The following is a 14,221-nucleotide window of genomic DNA, read 5'->3' on the forward strand; positions in this document are numbered from 1 at the left end:
TGATGACCGACCGTCCACGATCGCCGAAGACCCTCGCGCGCCTGAACGAGGTGTCCGTCTTCAGCCGGTGACGAGCCTCGTCGTCCGGACGTGCCTTACGTCGGCCCGGGGCGCCCGGAGAGTGCCTCGGATCGCGCCACTCGAGCGTGGCGGCCCGCATGCATGCCGTGGGCGAGGACAAATCCAGCCGCAGCCACGCGAGATCGCCAGCCAACGAAAGACGCAGCGGGCGCGAGGGCTCCGGCGGATCGGACCACGGTGTGCGTTGCGATCGACGACCGTGGCCGTGCCGCCGCTCCAGTCCGGCAGCTTCCGAAGTACCCGGTTTGCGTCGCAGGTCCGCGCTGCCTAACCTCCCGGACCCGCATCTGCAGCGTGTGCGCGCTGATCGAACCAGGGATGCCGAATGCCCAGCCGAGAAGCCTGCCTGATATCGCTTCGGCGCTCCGTGCCGATCCTGCTTGGCTTCGCCGTACCGCTTGCCCCGGCGCTTGCGCAGGGCGGCGACTTCGCGGGCATTGTCGACCTCGACGGCGGTCGCAAGATGCATCTCGAATGTCGCGGCAAGGGGTCTCCGGCCGTGATCATCGTGCCCGGCGCACGCGCCTCTGCCGCCGATTGGACTAGTTCCGAGCCGGGCAAGGCGAACGTCTTCTCCGCGGTCGCAGGGTTCACGCGGGTCTGCACCTATGACCGGCCGGGGACGCCGGTCGGCGAGGCGCCGAGCCGCAGCGCCCCGGTCTCGCAGCCGGTCAGCGCGAGGCAGGCAGTCGCCGATCTGCACGAGCTGGTGAGCGCTGCCGGCATCGCGACGCCTTTCGTGGTCGCCGGGCACTCCTATGGCGGCCTCGTCAGCCGGCTTTATGCGATGACCCACCCCGGCGCGGTGAACGGCATGGTCCTCGTCGATGCCCTGTCCGAGGGGCTTCGGGCGGCGCAGACGCCGCGCGAATGGGCGATCCAGCGGGTTCTGCTCGATGGCGACCTGACGGAGGCGCTGAAAATCTATCCTGCGATCGAGCGGGTCGATGCGGATCTCAGTTTCGATCAGGTGCTCGCCGCCACGCCGCTCCGGCCGATGCCATTGATCGTGCTCAGCGCCGATCGGCCCTGGGGACCACTCATCCCGGGGCTCATCGCCGACAGGCGACTGCCGCCCGACATCCCTTCCGATTTCGGCTACGTCACCGACAGGGCCCAAAAGCAGGCGCAGACCAAGCTTGCCGCACTCGTGCCGGGCGCCAAGCACATCACGAACACGGGCAGCGGCCATGATATCCACAAGGAGCGGCCGGAACTGGTGATCGACAGCATCCGCAACATCGTCGACGCCTTGCGGACCGGCAAGCTCAGACCGGCTCCCTGACACCGGTCGACGCAGCCGGCTCGATCGCCCACGACCTATCGCAGCAGCTTGGCCCATGCGGCCAACGAGCCGGCCCCGACATCGGTGCTGGAAACGCGTTATCGCCGGTCGCCGGCGCGGTCTTCACGACCGCTGCGACGCGACCTCGCCCGCCGCGGCGAAATCCCCAAGTTCCTTCTGCAGGAAGGCGACGAAGGCGGGATCGTCGGCATAGGCGACGTTGACGCGCATGCCGGACGGGCCTGCATCGAGCTCGCCAGAGCGCCGATCGGGCAGGAAGACCGTGCCGGGCGCGATGAAGATGCCCTGCTCCGAGGCCCGGCGCGCCAACGCGAGATCGTCCAGGCGCTGCGGCAGACCGACCCAGAGATAATAGCCGCCGCCCTGGCGGGCGAAGATCGGCAGGCCGAGACGGTCGAGGCTGGCGAAGGCGTTGCGCGTCGCCTTGCCGATCCGCTCGCCCAGGCGTTTGAGATGATGGCGGTACTGGCCGCTGGCGATCAGGTCGCTGATCAGCCGCTCCAGATATCCGGACGAGTTGACCACGGTCAGCATCTTCATGTCGCCGAGCGAGCGGGCGAGCGCCGGACTCGCGGCGATGTAGCCGATGCGCAGGCTGGCCGAGAGCGTCTTGGAGAAGGTGCCGACATAGATGACGCGCTCGAGCTGGTCGAGCGCAGCGAGCCGCGGCGCGCTCGCCGGCATCACATCGGCGAAAGGATCGTCCTCGACGATGGTGAGATCGTGCTGGGCGGCGATCTGGAGCAGGCGGTGGGCGACCGGCAGGGCGATCGAGCCGCCGGTCGGATTATGCGCCAGCGACTGGGTGAAGAAGATTTTCGGCCGGTGCCGGGCGATCTGCGCGGAGAGATCGTCGAGATCGGGCCCGTCGGCGAGGCGGCGGACGCCTGCGATCTCGATGCGCCCGAGCTTCAGCTTGCCGAAGAGCGGATAATAGCCGGGGCTGTCGACCAACACGGTATCGCCCGGCTGCAGCAAGTGGCGGATGATCAGGTCGAGCGCATGGTTGACGCCGAAGGTCATCAGGATCTGCGCCGGCGAGGCCTGGATCGAGCGTTCGGCCAGCATCAGGCCGATCTGGGCCCGCAGTGGTCCGTAGCCGACCGGGTCGCCATAGCCATGCTTGACCGGCAGCTCGTCCTTGCCGCCGCGCAGACGCAAATGACGACCGAGCTCGGAATCCTCCATCCAGGAGGATGGCGGACGCCCGTCGCCGACGCGCACAGGATGGACCTGGCAAAGCTGCTCGCGCAGCAGCGAGACGATGTCGATCGCCTCGGTCATATGCTGCGGAGGCGCCTCGCTGGGGCGATGGCCGGGGGCGCGGACATAGAAGCCGGCGCCGCGCCGCGCCTCCAGCCGGCCGCTGGCGACGAGCCGGTCATAGACCTCGACCATGGTGTTCTTCGAGACGCCGTATTCGCCGGCGGCGCTCCGCAGCGAGGCCATGCGTCGCCCGGGCTGGAGTAGCCCCTCGTCGATCATCCTGCCGATGCGCGCGACGATCGCGCCAGTGCGGTTGCCTTCGGCCTGCTCGTCCATCGGACCTCGCATCTGTACCAGTAAATCAACTGGTACAGAGAATGGGACATTGCAGAAATTGTGCCTTGCCGCTCTCCAGCGATTGTCCGAGCTTGTCAATCGAAGAAGCGCCGATGCCCAATGCGCGGCGCAACAAAAACCCCGGCTGGGGAGGAAACTGCATGACGACGGCCCAGGCACGCGGCGGCGCCGCGCGCGCAGTGAATTCGCGCATCGAGAACTACCGCAATCTGAGCTGCTCCGAGCGACTGTCCCAGGCCGTCGCTGCTGCCGGCCTCGCCGATGCCGACCTCGCCTTGCTCGCCCAGCCCGGCGGGCTGCCGCTCAATCTCGCCAACGGCATGATCGAGAACGTCGTCGGCACCTTCGAACTGCCGCTAGGCGTCGCCACCAACTTCACCGTCAACGGCAAGGACTACCTGATCCCGATGGCGGTCGAGGAGCCCTCGGTCGTCGCCGCCGCCTCCTATATGGCCCGCATCGCCCGTGGCTCCGGCGGTTTCCGCACATCGAGCGACCGGCCGATCATGCGGGCGCAGGTCCAATTGCTGGGCGTCAGCGATCCCGAAGGCGCGCGCCACAAGCTGCTGGCGGCACAAGGCGAGATAGTCGCCGCCGCCAACGCCAAGGACAAGGTGCTGGTCTCGCTCGGCGGTGGCTGCCAGGGCATCGAGGTCCATGTCTTCCCGCAGACTCCGCGCGGGCCGATCGTGGTGATGCACCTCTTGGTCGATGTCCGCGACGCTATGGGCGCCAACACCGTCAACACCATGGCCGAAACGGTGGCGCCGATCGTCGAGCGCATCACCGGCGGTACGGTGCGCCTGCGCATCCTGTCGAACCTGGCCGACCTCAGGCTGGCACGGGCGACAGTCACTATTCCCGAGGCGGCGCTGACGACCAAGGAATTCTCCGGCCGGCGGATGATCGACGGCATGCTCGACGCGTATACCTTTGCGGCGATCGACCCCTACCGCGCCACCACCCACAACAAGGGCATCATGAACGGTATCGACCCCGTGGTGGTCGCGACCGGCAATGACTGGCGCGCCATCGAGGCCGGCGCCCATGCCTATGCCGCCCGCAGCGGCCGCTACACCTCGCTGACGACCTGGGAAGAGGACAAGGACGGCAATCTCGTCGGCTCGATCGAGATGCCGATGGCGCTCGGCTTGGTCGGCGGCGCCACAAAGACGCATCCGCTGGCGCAATGGTCGCTGCGCCTGCTCGGTGTCACCAGCGCGCAGGAGCTGGCCGAGGTTACGGTCGCGGTCGGGCTCGCCCAGAACATGGCGGCGCTCCGGGCGCTGGCGACCGAGGGCATCCAGCGCGGTCACATGGCGCTGCACGCCCGCAACATCGCCATCGTCGCCGGCGCCGAGGGCGCCGAGATCGAGGCGATCGCCGCCGAACTCGCCCGCGCCCACGATGTCCGCGTCGACCGGGCTCGCGAACTGCTGGCGGAGCGCCGTAAGGGCAGCTAGCCCGGCATCCTGCGCCTTCAACACTCACCACAGAACCGCATCAAGCGGACGACAACCGGAGGAACGTTCATGACCACCCTGATTTCCCGCCGCATGCTCGGCGCCCTGCTGGTCTCGACCGGCATGGCGCTCTCACTGCCGGCCTTCGCCCAGAACGAGATCAAGATCGGCTACAATGCCGACCAGTCAGCCTCCGGCGCCGCCGAGCTCGGTCTGTCGGGCCTCTATGGCTTCCAGGCCGCGATCGAGGATTTGAACGCACAGGGTGGCGTGCTCGGCCGCAAGATCGTCGGCGTCGTCCGCGACGATGCCGGCGCGCCGCCGAAGTCGATCCAGAACATGAACGAACTGATTGACAACGAGAAGGTCGCGGCCGTGGTCGGCCCGACCAATTCCGGCAATGCGCTCGCCTGGCTGCACATCCCGCAGCAGAAGAAGGTGCCGGTGGTCTCGCATGTCGCGACCGCGACAGACATTACCGCCCGCTACGCCAAGGAGCCGCAGAACTACATCTTCCGCGTCTCGATGGTCGACCGCGAGCAGCTCGCTCTGCTCGCCGCCTATGCGGTCAAGGCCTCCAAGACCAAGAATGTCGCGATCATCGCCGACACCACCGGCTACGGCCAGGCGGCGACCAAGGACCTTCAGGAGATCCTCGCCCTGCATGGTATCAAGCCGGTCGGCATCGAGAAGTTCGGGCCGAAGGACACCGACATGACCTCGCAGCTCGCCAAGCTGAAGGCGGCCGGCGCGGACATGATCATCACCGGCTCGCTGGCCGACGCCACCGCGCAGGTGCTGAAGAGCATGGAGAAGATGGACTACTACCCTGGCCTGCTCTCGACCTGGGGCTCGATCAACACGCCGCTGATCAACATCGCCGGCCCCAAGCTCGCCGAGAAGACGATCTTCGCCGCCTCGACCACCGAGGATGCGAGCGACCGCGCCGCGGCACTGCACAAGCGCCTGATGGCCAAGCATCCGAACATGCCGGCCTTCGTTTCGGCCGCGCAGGGCTATGACGCGGTGATGCTGATTGCCGCCGCGATCAAGCAGGCAGGCGGCACCGAGGGGCCGAAGGTCCAGCAGGCGCTCGAAAACCTCGGCGCGGTGCAGGGCATCATCAAGAAGTACGAGAAGCCCTTCAGCAAGGAGCAGCATGAGGCGCTGGGCGTCGCCGACTTCCATCTCGCCCAGTGGAAGGATGGCCGCGTGGTCAAGCTCGACGACGCCGTGGTCAAGGGCCTGACGGCGGCCGATCTGAAGCGCTGAGCCTCTTCAGCTGCCTCCTTCCGTCATGGTCGGGCTTGTCCCGACCATCCACGTCTTGGTTCGGCAGATGCGGTGTTCAAGACGTGGATGCTCGCCACAAGGGCGAGCATGACGGCGTGCGAGTGGAAACGGATCGGCTGATGGCGCCTCTGGCCGCTAGCCGCTCAAAATGATGGCGCAAACGACCTGAGTCGTGGCGGAGAGACGATGACGGCATTCCTTCAGGCTCTGGCCAGCGGTCTGGCGCTGGGCGCGATCTACGGGCTGATCGCGCTCGGCTTCAACATCACCTATGCCACGACCAAGACCTTCAATTTCGGCCAGGGCGCCTTCCTGGTGCCAGGCAGCCTGGTCGGCGTCTCGCTCTTGCTGCTGGCGGCGGGCAAGCCGCATTTCGGCAATCTCACCCAGGCCGAGATGACGATGACGGCCTATGTGCTGGCGACGGTCGCCAGCGTCGTCGTGGTCGGCGCCATCGGCGTCGCGCTCTACTACTGCGCGATCAAGCCATTCGTCGGTGCGGGCGGACTCAACTGGGTGCTGAGCACGATCGGCTTCGGCATCATCATGCAGAACACCGCGCTGGCGATCTGGGGGCCGGCCTCGATCGCGGTTCCCTCCCCGCTCGGCAGTGATGTCTGGCGCATCGCAGGCGCCGGCATCCGGCCGCAGGAGGTGCTGATCGCGGTCGTCGCGGTCGCGGTCATGGTCGGGCTCGACATCGTCCTGCGCAAGACGCGCTTCGGCAAGGCGCTGCGGGCCGTCGCCTTCAACCCGCAGGCGGCCGCGATCGTCGGCATCAATGTCGAAACGATCGTCATCCTCGCCTTCGTGATCTCCTCGGCTTTGGCCGGTCTCGCCGGTATCCTGATCGCGCCGATCACCACCGCCTCGGTCTTCATCGGGCTCGGCGTCGCGCTGAAGGCCTTCTCGGCCGCGATCGTCGGAGGCCTGACAAGTCCGCGCGGCTGCATGCTCGGCGGCTTCCTGCTCGGCGTGGTCGAGGCGCTGGTCGGATTGTGGCGCGCCGAGATGCGCGAGATCACGATCTTCCTGCTGATCATCATCGTGCTGGTCGTCCGCCCGAGCGGGCTGATGGGCGCGCGCAGCGTGGAGAAGATCTGATGCCAGCGCTCGGCCACGCCATCGGGGTGGCGGCGCTCGCGGCAGCGCTGGCGCTCGTTCCCTATCTCTCACTCAACGATTTCTACCTGCAGATCCTGTTCACGATCGGGGTGAACTATCTCGCCGCCGCGGGCCTCAACGTGCTCGTCGGCTATGCCGGGCAGAAATCGCTGGGCCATGCCGGCCTCTTCGCGGTTGGCGCCTATACGGCGGCGATCGCCAATATCGAATGGGGCATCAATCCCTGGCTTTCGCTGGTGCTGGCCTGCATCTTCGGCGCGATCTTCGGCCTCGTCATCGCGATGCCCTCGGTGCGCGTCTCCGGACCCAGCCTCGCCATGGTCACGATCGGCTTCGGCATCGTCGTCGAGAAGATCGTCACGGAATGGACCGACATCTTCAAGGGCCAGGCCGGCTTCTACGGCATCAGCCCGCCCTCGCTCGGCGGGGTGAGCTTCACCAATCTGCACTGGGTCTGGTTCGTCGGGGCGCTGTGCATCGCGACGCATCTGATGCTGCGCTCTTTGCTCGCCGGCCGCTATGGCCGGGCCTTCCTGGCCGTACAGATGGCGGAGCCGGCGGCGCAATCGGTCGGCATCTCCGTGGTCCGCGCCAAGACGCTGGCCTTCGTGATCTCGGCCGTGACCTGCGCGCTCGCCGGCGCCGTGGTCGCCCAGCAGAACCAGTATTTCAACTCCGACTTCATCACCTTCAACCTGTCGATCCTGCTTCTGGTGGTGGTGATCTTCGGCGGCTCGGGCTCGCTCTATGGCCCGGTCTTCGGCGCGGTGATCCTGACCCTGCTCGACGCCTGGCTGGCACGCTGGCCGGCGCTGCAGCATTTCACCTATGGCGCGCTGCTGCTGTTCTCGCTCTATCTGATGCCGAACGGCATCGCCGGGGCGGTCTCGAGCCTAGCCGGGCGCTGGCGACGCACTGCGCCTGCCCTCCCTGAAGTGGCCGGCCATAGCGTTCTTTCTGCAAGGGCAGCGCCGGCTGGCGGCGAAATCCTCGTCGTGAATGACCTCTACAAGGCCTATGGCGGCATCGTGCCGGTCCGCAATGTCTCCTTCGCGATCGGCGCCGGCAAGGTCCACGCGCTGATCGGGCCGAACGGAGCCGGCAAGACCACCTTGCTCAACCTGCTCTCCGGCCATGTCGCGCCCGATGGCGGCTCGATCCGCTTCGAGGGCCGCGAGACGGTCGGCCTGCCAGCGCATAGCGTCGCCGGGCTCGGCATCGCCCGGACCTTCCAGAACCTGAAGCTGTTCGGAGAGCTCTCGGCGCTCGACAATGTCCTGCTCGGCGCACATCTGCACATCGAAACCGGCTTAGCCGCCTCGCTGCTCGGCCTGCCCGCCAGCCGCCGGACAGAGGCTAAGGCGCGCGCCGACGCCCTGGCGCTCCTGACCGATCTCGGCCTCGGCGAGCGCGCCGATGAGCCGGCGAAGAGCCTGCCCTATGGCCTGCAGCGGCGGCTCGAGATCGCCCGCGCCCTCGCCTCGCAGCCGAAGCTCCTTCTGCTCGACGAGCCGGCCGCCGGGCTAAACCCGCAGGAAACCCACGAGCTCGGCGAGGTCATCCGCCGCATCCAGCAGGCCGGTGTCACCGTGCTCCTGATCGAGCATCACATGGACCTCGTCATGGGCATCTCGCAGCATGTTCTGGTGCTCGACTACGGCGCGCTGATCGCGGAGGGGCGGCCCGAGGCGATCCGCAGGGATCCCAAGGTGGTCACCGCCTATCTCGGCACCGAGGAGGACGAGGCGGCATGAGCATGCTCGCGATCGAAGGGCTGAAGGTCCGCTATGGCGCGGTCGAGGCACTGAAGGGCATCTCGCTCTCCGTCGGACAAGGCGAGGTCGTGACGCTGATCGGCGGCAACGGCGCCGGCAAGTCGACGCTCATGCGGGCGATCGGCGGGCTGGCGAAGGTCGCCGGCGGCACGATCCGCTTCGAGGGGCGCGACATCGCTGGCATCAAGGGCCATGAATGCGTCCGGCTCGGCATCGGCCATTCGCCGGAAGGACGCATGGTCTTCGGCGACCAGAGCGTACGCGACAATCTCGTGCTCGGCGCCTATGCGCGTAGGGACGAGGATGGCATCGCCGCCGATATCGAGCGCTATTTCGGCATCTTCCCGCGCCTCGCCGAGCGACAGGACCAGCTTGCCGGCACGCTCTCGGGCGGCGAACAGCAGATGCTGGCGATCGCGCGCGCGCTGATGGCGCGGCCGAAGCTGCTCCTGCTCGACGAGCCCTCGCTCGGGCTCGCGCCGCTGATCGTGCGCGAGGTCTTTGCCGTGATCCGGCGGCTACGCGAGGAAGGCATCACCATCCTCCTCGTCGAGCAGATGGCCAATCAAGCGCTCGCCGTCGCCGACCGGGCCTATGTCATCGAGACCGGCACGATCACGCTCGAGGGTACCGGCGCCGAGCTTTTGCGCGACGAGCGCGTCCGCTCCGCCTATCTCGGCGCCTGAGATGGCGGGCGAACGCGTCACCATCGTCGAGGTCGGCCCGCGCGACGGGCTGCAAAACGAGAAGACACCGGTCGCCACCGCCGACAAGCTCGCCCTGATCGGCAAACTGGCGGGGGCCGGCCTCTCCCGCATCGAGGCGACGGCCTTCGTCTCGCCGCGCTGGGTGCCGCAAATGGCCGATCATGAGGCGGTGATGCGCGGCATCACCCGCTGGCCGGGCGTTGTCTATTCGGCGCTGGTGCCGAACGAGAAAGGGGCAGAAGCCGCGCTCGCCGCTGGCGCGCAGGCACTGGCCGTGTTCACCGCGGCCTCGGAAAGCTTCTGCCGGAAGAACACCAATTGCTCGATCGCCGAGAGTCTGTCGCGCTTCCGGCCGGTGATGGCGCTCGCCGGGCAAGCTGGCGTGCCGGTGCGCGGCTATGTCTCCTGCGCGCTCGACTGCCCCTATGAAGGGGAGATCGGGCCCGATGCGGTGGCAGCCGTCACGGTTGAACTGCTCGCGCTCGGCTGCAGCGAGATCGCGCTGTCGGACACGCTGGGGCGCGGCACGCCGGAGCGCACCGCGGCGATGGTCGAGGCCGCCTTGATGCGAGCGCCGGCCACGATGCTGGCCGGGCATTTCCACGACACCTCGGGAAACGCCATCGCCAATGTCGCGGCGGCCTGGCAGCTCGGACTGCGCGTCTTCGACGGCGCGGTCGGCGGCACCGGCGGCTGCCCCTATGCGCCCGGTGCCGCGGGCAATCTGGCGACTGAGCGCCTCGTCGCGCATTTCGAAGCCATCGGCGCTTCGACCGGCATCGACCTTTCGGCGCTTGAACAAGCGGGACGATGGATCGGAGCGCGTCTGCGCCAGACCGCCCAATAGCAGGTCGGCGTTTCCCACTTCCGAACGAGCATTCCAACAGCGAACCCACTCGCCACTCTGACTACCCCTTCCGCGCACTATCTCGGCGCCCCGCGAACGTCGACGATTGTACCTAACGTCAACTGCGTGGGCTTCGTCAGTGTGTGCGGCGCCGATCGGCGGATCGGACAAGCAGTGGGTTGGGGCAATGAGCTTGGCCGGGGGGACTTCCGAGCGTGGCCTGAGGGATCGGCCACTCGACATCAGACATCTGATTTTCGACGAAGCCGACGATCATCCATCGGGGGCCAACGGCCTGCATCAGGTCGCAAGGCAACTCGCGCTGGAACAGATCCATGCCGGCGACCGCTCGCGCCTCATCTTTCTCGCTGCTCCGGGCCGGGCGCCGGAGGTTCCTTCGGGCATTCCGGCGCAGATCATGCCGCTGCGGGGGCGGCAGGTCCTCGGGCGCCATATCGGTCTCGACCACGACGTGCTGGAGGCGATCCTCGCCGAGAGCGGCCCCGCGACCTTCTATCACATACACGGCGTCAGGCAGCCGCTGCTCCTGCCGATCTCCCGCGCCATGCGGCGGCGCGGCCTGCCCTTCGGCGTCACCGCCCATAGCCGCTTCGGCCATATCTACAGCCTGGACGGCAAGCTGGAGCGCCCCAGAGCCGTGCTCTACATCAAGCTTCTCGAGCGTTTCGCGCTGAACGCGGCGCGCTTCGTCCACGCCCTGACACCGCATGAAGCCGACGTCGTGCGCTGGCTCGTGCCTGGCGCGAAAGTCGCCCTCCTGCCCAACGCCGTCTATTCGAGCAGCATAGACGGGACCCCGCAGGCTCCGAGCCGCAGCAAACCGTCCGCGCAATTTCCGACGTTCGGGTTCTTCGGGCGCCTGGCGATCGAGCACAAGGGGCTCGATCTGTTGGTCGCAGGCTTCGCGCGCTATCACCATTCGGGCGGCAAGGGCCGGCTCGCAATGTTCGGCAGCGGGCAGAACCATCAGCAACTGACCGAGATGTGCGCCACGCTCGGCGTCGCCGACATGTGCACGATCGAAGGACCACGCTTCGGACAGGACAAGGTCGCGGCGGCAAGCCAATGGGATTTCTATGTCGCGCCGTCGCGCTTCGACCATATGCCGCTGGCGCTGATGGAAGCCGGCCTCATGGGGCTGCCGCTCATCCTCTCGGAGGGCACCGGGCTGCTCGGCCAGGTCGAGGCGGGCGGTGCCGGGCTTGCGATCGCAGGTCTCAGCGCGGAATCCGTCGCCGACGCGATGCACGCCGCGGAGAAGATCGCCCCGGCGCGATGGCGCACCTTGTCGGAGAACGCCTATCGCGTCGCTCTGGCGATCGGAGACTGGACGACGATCGCCGCCTCGCTGCGCGATCTCTATTGCGGTGGGCCAGGATCCCCGTCGCACTCTCAGCAACACGCCATGCACTGACGGAGGGTCTGGCAAAAATGGATTACCCCTCCTTGAAGACCAGCATTGCTAGCTAATCCGTATTAGCCGTTACTCACGAAAGCTATTCCGTTGATTGCCCTAAGTTTCCGTGAACTTATTTGAGGCGGACGAAAATACATTTGACGTACTTCGTCGTTCTTTAAAATTTAGATTCTGACCGGGAGGCGGGCATGCGGGTGCCGTTTTACCGTCATTCATTGCCGGCGAGCAGTGCGACACTGGTCGCCGAAGTCATCGAAAGCGGCTTTCTGACGAGCGGACAGCGCTGCTCCCGGGTCGAGGATCAGCTCTGCGCCATTTTCGGGACGTCGCACGCAAAGCTGACCAGCAGCTGGACTCAGGGCGCGGTGGCTGTCCTGCTCGCTCTCGGCATCGGGCCAGGCGATGAAGTGATCGTGCCGGCGATGACCTTCGTGGCGACAGCGAACGTCGTCAAGCAGGTCGGAGCAAGGCCGGTTTTCGTCGATGTCGACCCGGCGACACTGCTGATCGACATCACGCTGGTCCGAGCAGCGGTCACGCCGGAGACCAAAGCCGTGATCCCGGTCCACCTCTATGGCCAGATGGTCGACATACCGGCCCTGCGTGGCGTGCTGCGGCCGGAGATCAAGATCATCGAAGACGCCGCGCACTGCTTCGAAGGCAGGCGGGCCGGCCGTCGGCCGGGCCAGGACGGCGACGCCGCGATCTTCTCCTTCTATGCCACGAAGAACGTCACGTGCGGCGAAGGCGGCGCCGTCGTCACCAATGATGCGGAGCTCGCCGCCAACCTGAAGGAAACCGTGCTGCACGGCATGTCAGCCGCCGCAGCGCAGCGTTTCTCCGGCGGGCGCTATCAGCATTGGGACGTGACGCGGCTCGGCACCAAAGCCAATCTCCCCGATTTGCTGGCCGTTCTGCTGGAGACGCAGCTCGACACTGTGGACGAGCGGCTGGCACGGCGCGAATTCCTCGCCCAGCGCTATGAGGAGAGCTTTGCCGGCACGCCACTCGGCGTCCCGACCATCGAGGCCGGCGTCGTCTCGGCCCGCCACCTGTTCCCGATCCACGTACCCGGCGGCCATCGCGACCGGGTCATGCGCATGCTCAACGACCAGGGAATCGGTGCGACGGTCAATTATCGCGCCGTGACAGAGCTCAGCCTGTACCGAAACGACCCCTCGGTTCCCCGGAACGGTTTCCCGGTCTCGATCGACTGGGGCGAAGGCACGCTGTGCCTGCCGCTGTTCCCCGGCTTGCGGGAGGAGGAACAGGACTACGTCCTGAACGTGCTGCGCTACGAGGTTCTGCCGTCCCTTGGTTCCCACGCGATCGAAGAGAGAGGAGTGGCTGCGCTATGAGCAAGACAATTGCAGTGACCGGCGCCGGCGGCTACATCGGCTCCGTCCTGGTCGGGCGGTTGCTGGACGCGGGGTATCGCGTGAGGGCGTTGGACCGGTTCTATTTCGGCGCGAGCACGCTTGGTCGCTATGCAGGCCATCCAGGCCTCGAGCTCAAGACGATCGACATCCGAGACATCGGCCCGCGCGACTTCGAAGGCTGCTGGGGCGCGGCCGATCTGTCCGGCCTGTCCAATGATCCCGCAGCCGAGGTCGACCTTCGCCTAACCTGGGAAATCAACGAGAAGGGGCGGATCGACCTCGCCCACAGCGCCCGGAGTGCCGGCGTCGAGCGCTATGTCTTCTCCGGCTCCTGCTCGGTCTACGGCGCTGGTGGCGATGGAGCACTCGGCGAGGACTGCGACCTCAATCCGCTCACCGCCTATGCCCGTGCCGCCGCGACCGCCGAGGAAGCAATCAGGGCGATGAACCGGCCCGGATTCACCACTGTGGCGTTGCGCAATGCGACCGTGTTCGGCCTGTCGCCGCGCATGCGCTTCGATCTCGTCGTGAACGTGATGACCCTGAGCGCCTTCGAGCGTGGCCAGATCGTCGTGACGGGAGGCGGCCGGCAGCGGCGGCCGGTCGTCCACGTCCAGGATGTTGCCAGGGCCTTCATACGCGCGCTGGAGGCTGGCGCCGGCACGGTTGGGAGCGAGGTCTTCAACATCGGCCTTGCCAACTTCCAGATGATCGACCTGAGCAAGGAGGTGAGCAGGGCGATGCCAACTCCGGTCAAGGTCCAGTTCGCTCCCGGCGACGCCGACAAGCGCGACTACGCCGTCAGGTTCGACAAGGCCAAGCAGGTCCTCGGCTTCTCGGCCTGCGACGGTGTCTCGGTCGGGGTGGTCGAGATCCACCGCGCGCTCAACGCGGGCCAGGTCGAGCGTGGGCTCGTGACGAAGACCGTCGCCTGGTATCGTCACCTGATCAAGATGCAGCGCGTGCTAGACTATGGCCTGGTGGCTCGCACCGGAGCGGCGCCCGCGGTGGCGGATTCTTTTGCGGTTGCGGCGCGGCAGGCGGAGTTGGAGGGCACCGGTCGCACCGGCGCCGGGGCAGCGCGGAAGAGTTCGGTCGGCGGGGCGCTGCTTTCTCTGGCCTCGATGATCGGCATGCTGTTCGGGATCGAGACCGAGTGTTCGGAGGATTCGTTCGGGCTGACCGATCGGGCGTCCAATCTGGCGCGTGCTTTTGAGACGGTGATGGCGGTTGCGGCGTGATCT

The 14,221-nt window shown here is 66.9% G+C and carries 11 protein-coding genes; 10 read left to right on the forward strand and 1 reads right to left on the reverse strand.

All coding sequences use genetic code 11. From position 1 onward, the window contains the following. Positions 1 to 406 precede the first annotated feature (406 nt). Complete coding sequence (locus DK26_RS24830) at positions 407 to 1,366, forward strand: alpha/beta hydrolase (protein ID WP_066478532.1); 960 nt, start codon at positions 407 to 409, stop codon at positions 1,364 to 1,366. A 123-nt stretch (positions 1,367 to 1,489) separates the two neighbouring features. Here DK26_RS24830 and DK26_RS24835 read toward each other — a convergent pair whose 3' ends face one another. Continuing rightward, on the reverse strand, positions 1,490 to 2,929 hold the full coding sequence (locus tag DK26_RS24835; RefSeq protein WP_066478535.1) for a PLP-dependent aminotransferase family protein: 1,440 nt from the start codon (positions 2,927 to 2,929) through the stop codon (positions 1,490 to 1,492). A 161-nt stretch (positions 2,930 to 3,090) separates the two neighbouring features. Here DK26_RS24835 and DK26_RS24840 point away from each other — a divergent pair, with 161 nt between their 5' ends. The 9 genes from DK26_RS24840 to DK26_RS24880 all read left to right on the forward strand — a co-directional run bounded on the left by DK26_RS24840 (position 3,091) and on the right by DK26_RS24880 (position 14,218). Then, positions 3,091 to 4,413, forward strand: coding sequence for a hydroxymethylglutaryl-CoA reductase, degradative (locus DK26_RS24840; protein ID WP_066478537.1), 1,323 nt, complete (start codon positions 3,091 to 3,093; stop codon positions 4,411 to 4,413). A gap of 69 nt (positions 4,414 to 4,482) precedes the next feature. Next, positions 4,483 to 5,685, forward strand: a complete 1,203-nt coding sequence (locus tag DK26_RS24845) for an ABC transporter substrate-binding protein (RefSeq protein ID WP_066478539.1) — start codon at positions 4,483 to 4,485, stop codon at positions 5,683 to 5,685. Between the two features lie 207 nt (positions 5,686 to 5,892). After that, entirely contained in the window at positions 5,893 to 6,810 is a 918-nt protein-coding gene (locus DK26_RS24850; RefSeq protein WP_066478541.1) for a branched-chain amino acid ABC transporter permease, read from the forward strand. Next, positions 6,810 to 8,585 (forward strand): branched-chain amino acid ABC transporter ATP-binding protein/permease, encoded by a 1,776-nt coding sequence (locus DK26_RS24855; RefSeq protein ID WP_066478543.1) that lies wholly within the window; start codon positions 6,810 to 6,812, stop codon positions 8,583 to 8,585. The genes DK26_RS24850 and DK26_RS24855 overlap by 1 nt, the downstream gene beginning before the upstream one ends. Then, entirely contained in the window at positions 8,582 to 9,292 is a 711-nt protein-coding gene (locus tag DK26_RS24860; protein ID WP_066478545.1) for an ABC transporter ATP-binding protein, read from the forward strand. Before DK26_RS24855 ends, DK26_RS24860 begins: the two co-directional genes overlap by 4 nt. Before the next feature lies 1 nt (position 9,293). Further along, complete coding sequence (locus tag DK26_RS24865; RefSeq protein WP_066478547.1) at positions 9,294 to 10,160, forward strand: hydroxymethylglutaryl-CoA lyase; 867 nt, start codon at positions 9,294 to 9,296, stop codon at positions 10,158 to 10,160. Between the two features lie 187 nt (positions 10,161 to 10,347). After that, positions 10,348 to 11,595, forward strand: a complete 1,248-nt coding sequence (locus DK26_RS24870; RefSeq protein ID WP_066478548.1) for a glycosyltransferase — start codon at positions 10,348 to 10,350, stop codon at positions 11,593 to 11,595. A gap of 191 nt (positions 11,596 to 11,786) precedes the next feature. Continuing rightward, entirely contained in the window at positions 11,787 to 12,956 is a 1,170-nt protein-coding gene (locus DK26_RS24875) for a DegT/DnrJ/EryC1/StrS aminotransferase family protein (RefSeq protein WP_066478549.1), read from the forward strand. After that, entirely contained in the window at positions 12,953 to 14,218 is a 1,266-nt protein-coding gene (locus DK26_RS24880; protein WP_066478555.1) for an SDR family oxidoreductase, read from the forward strand. Before DK26_RS24875 ends, DK26_RS24880 begins: the two co-directional genes overlap by 4 nt. Positions 14,219 to 14,221 lie beyond the last annotated feature (3 nt).

This window comes from Allobosea sp. WAO (genome assembly GCF_001509835.1).
Classification (GTDB): Bacteria; Pseudomonadota; Alphaproteobacteria; order Rhizobiales; family Beijerinckiaceae; genus Allobosea.

Excerpts from the sequence above, each read along its gene's own strand:
- DK26_RS24855 (WP_066478543.1), top strand. The coding sequence starts at position 6,810 with ATGCCAGCGCTCGGCCACGCCATCGGGGTGGCGGCGCTCGCGGCAGCG.
- DK26_RS24860 (WP_066478545.1), top strand. The coding sequence starts at position 8,582 with ATGAGCATGCTCGCGATCGAAGGGCTGAAGGTCCGCTATGGCGCGGTC.
- DK26_RS24865 (WP_066478547.1), top strand. The coding sequence starts at position 9,294 with ATGGCGGGCGAACGCGTCACCATCGTCGAGGTCGGCCCGCGCGACGGG.
- DK26_RS24875 (WP_066478549.1), top strand. The coding sequence starts at position 11,787 with ATGCGGGTGCCGTTTTACCGTCATTCATTGCCGGCGAGCAGTGCGACA.
- DK26_RS24835 (WP_066478535.1), bottom strand. The coding sequence starts at position 2,929 with ATGGACGAGCAGGCCGAAGGCAACCGCACTGGCGCGATCGTCGCGCGC.
- DK26_RS24845 (WP_066478539.1), top strand. The coding sequence starts at position 4,483 with ATGACCACCCTGATTTCCCGCCGCATGCTCGGCGCCCTGCTGGTCTCG.
- DK26_RS24880 (WP_066478555.1), top strand. The coding sequence starts at position 12,953 with ATGAGCAAGACAATTGCAGTGACCGGCGCCGGCGGCTACATCGGCTCC.
- DK26_RS24840 (WP_066478537.1), top strand. The coding sequence starts at position 3,091 with ATGACGACGGCCCAGGCACGCGGCGGCGCCGCGCGCGCAGTGAATTCG.
- DK26_RS24870 (WP_066478548.1), top strand. The coding sequence starts at position 10,348 with ATGAGCTTGGCCGGGGGGACTTCCGAGCGTGGCCTGAGGGATCGGCCA.
- DK26_RS24850 (WP_066478541.1), top strand. The coding sequence starts at position 5,893 with ATGACGGCATTCCTTCAGGCTCTGGCCAGCGGTCTGGCGCTGGGCGCG.
- DK26_RS24830 (WP_066478532.1), top strand. The coding sequence starts at position 407 with ATGCCCAGCCGAGAAGCCTGCCTGATATCGCTTCGGCGCTCCGTGCCG.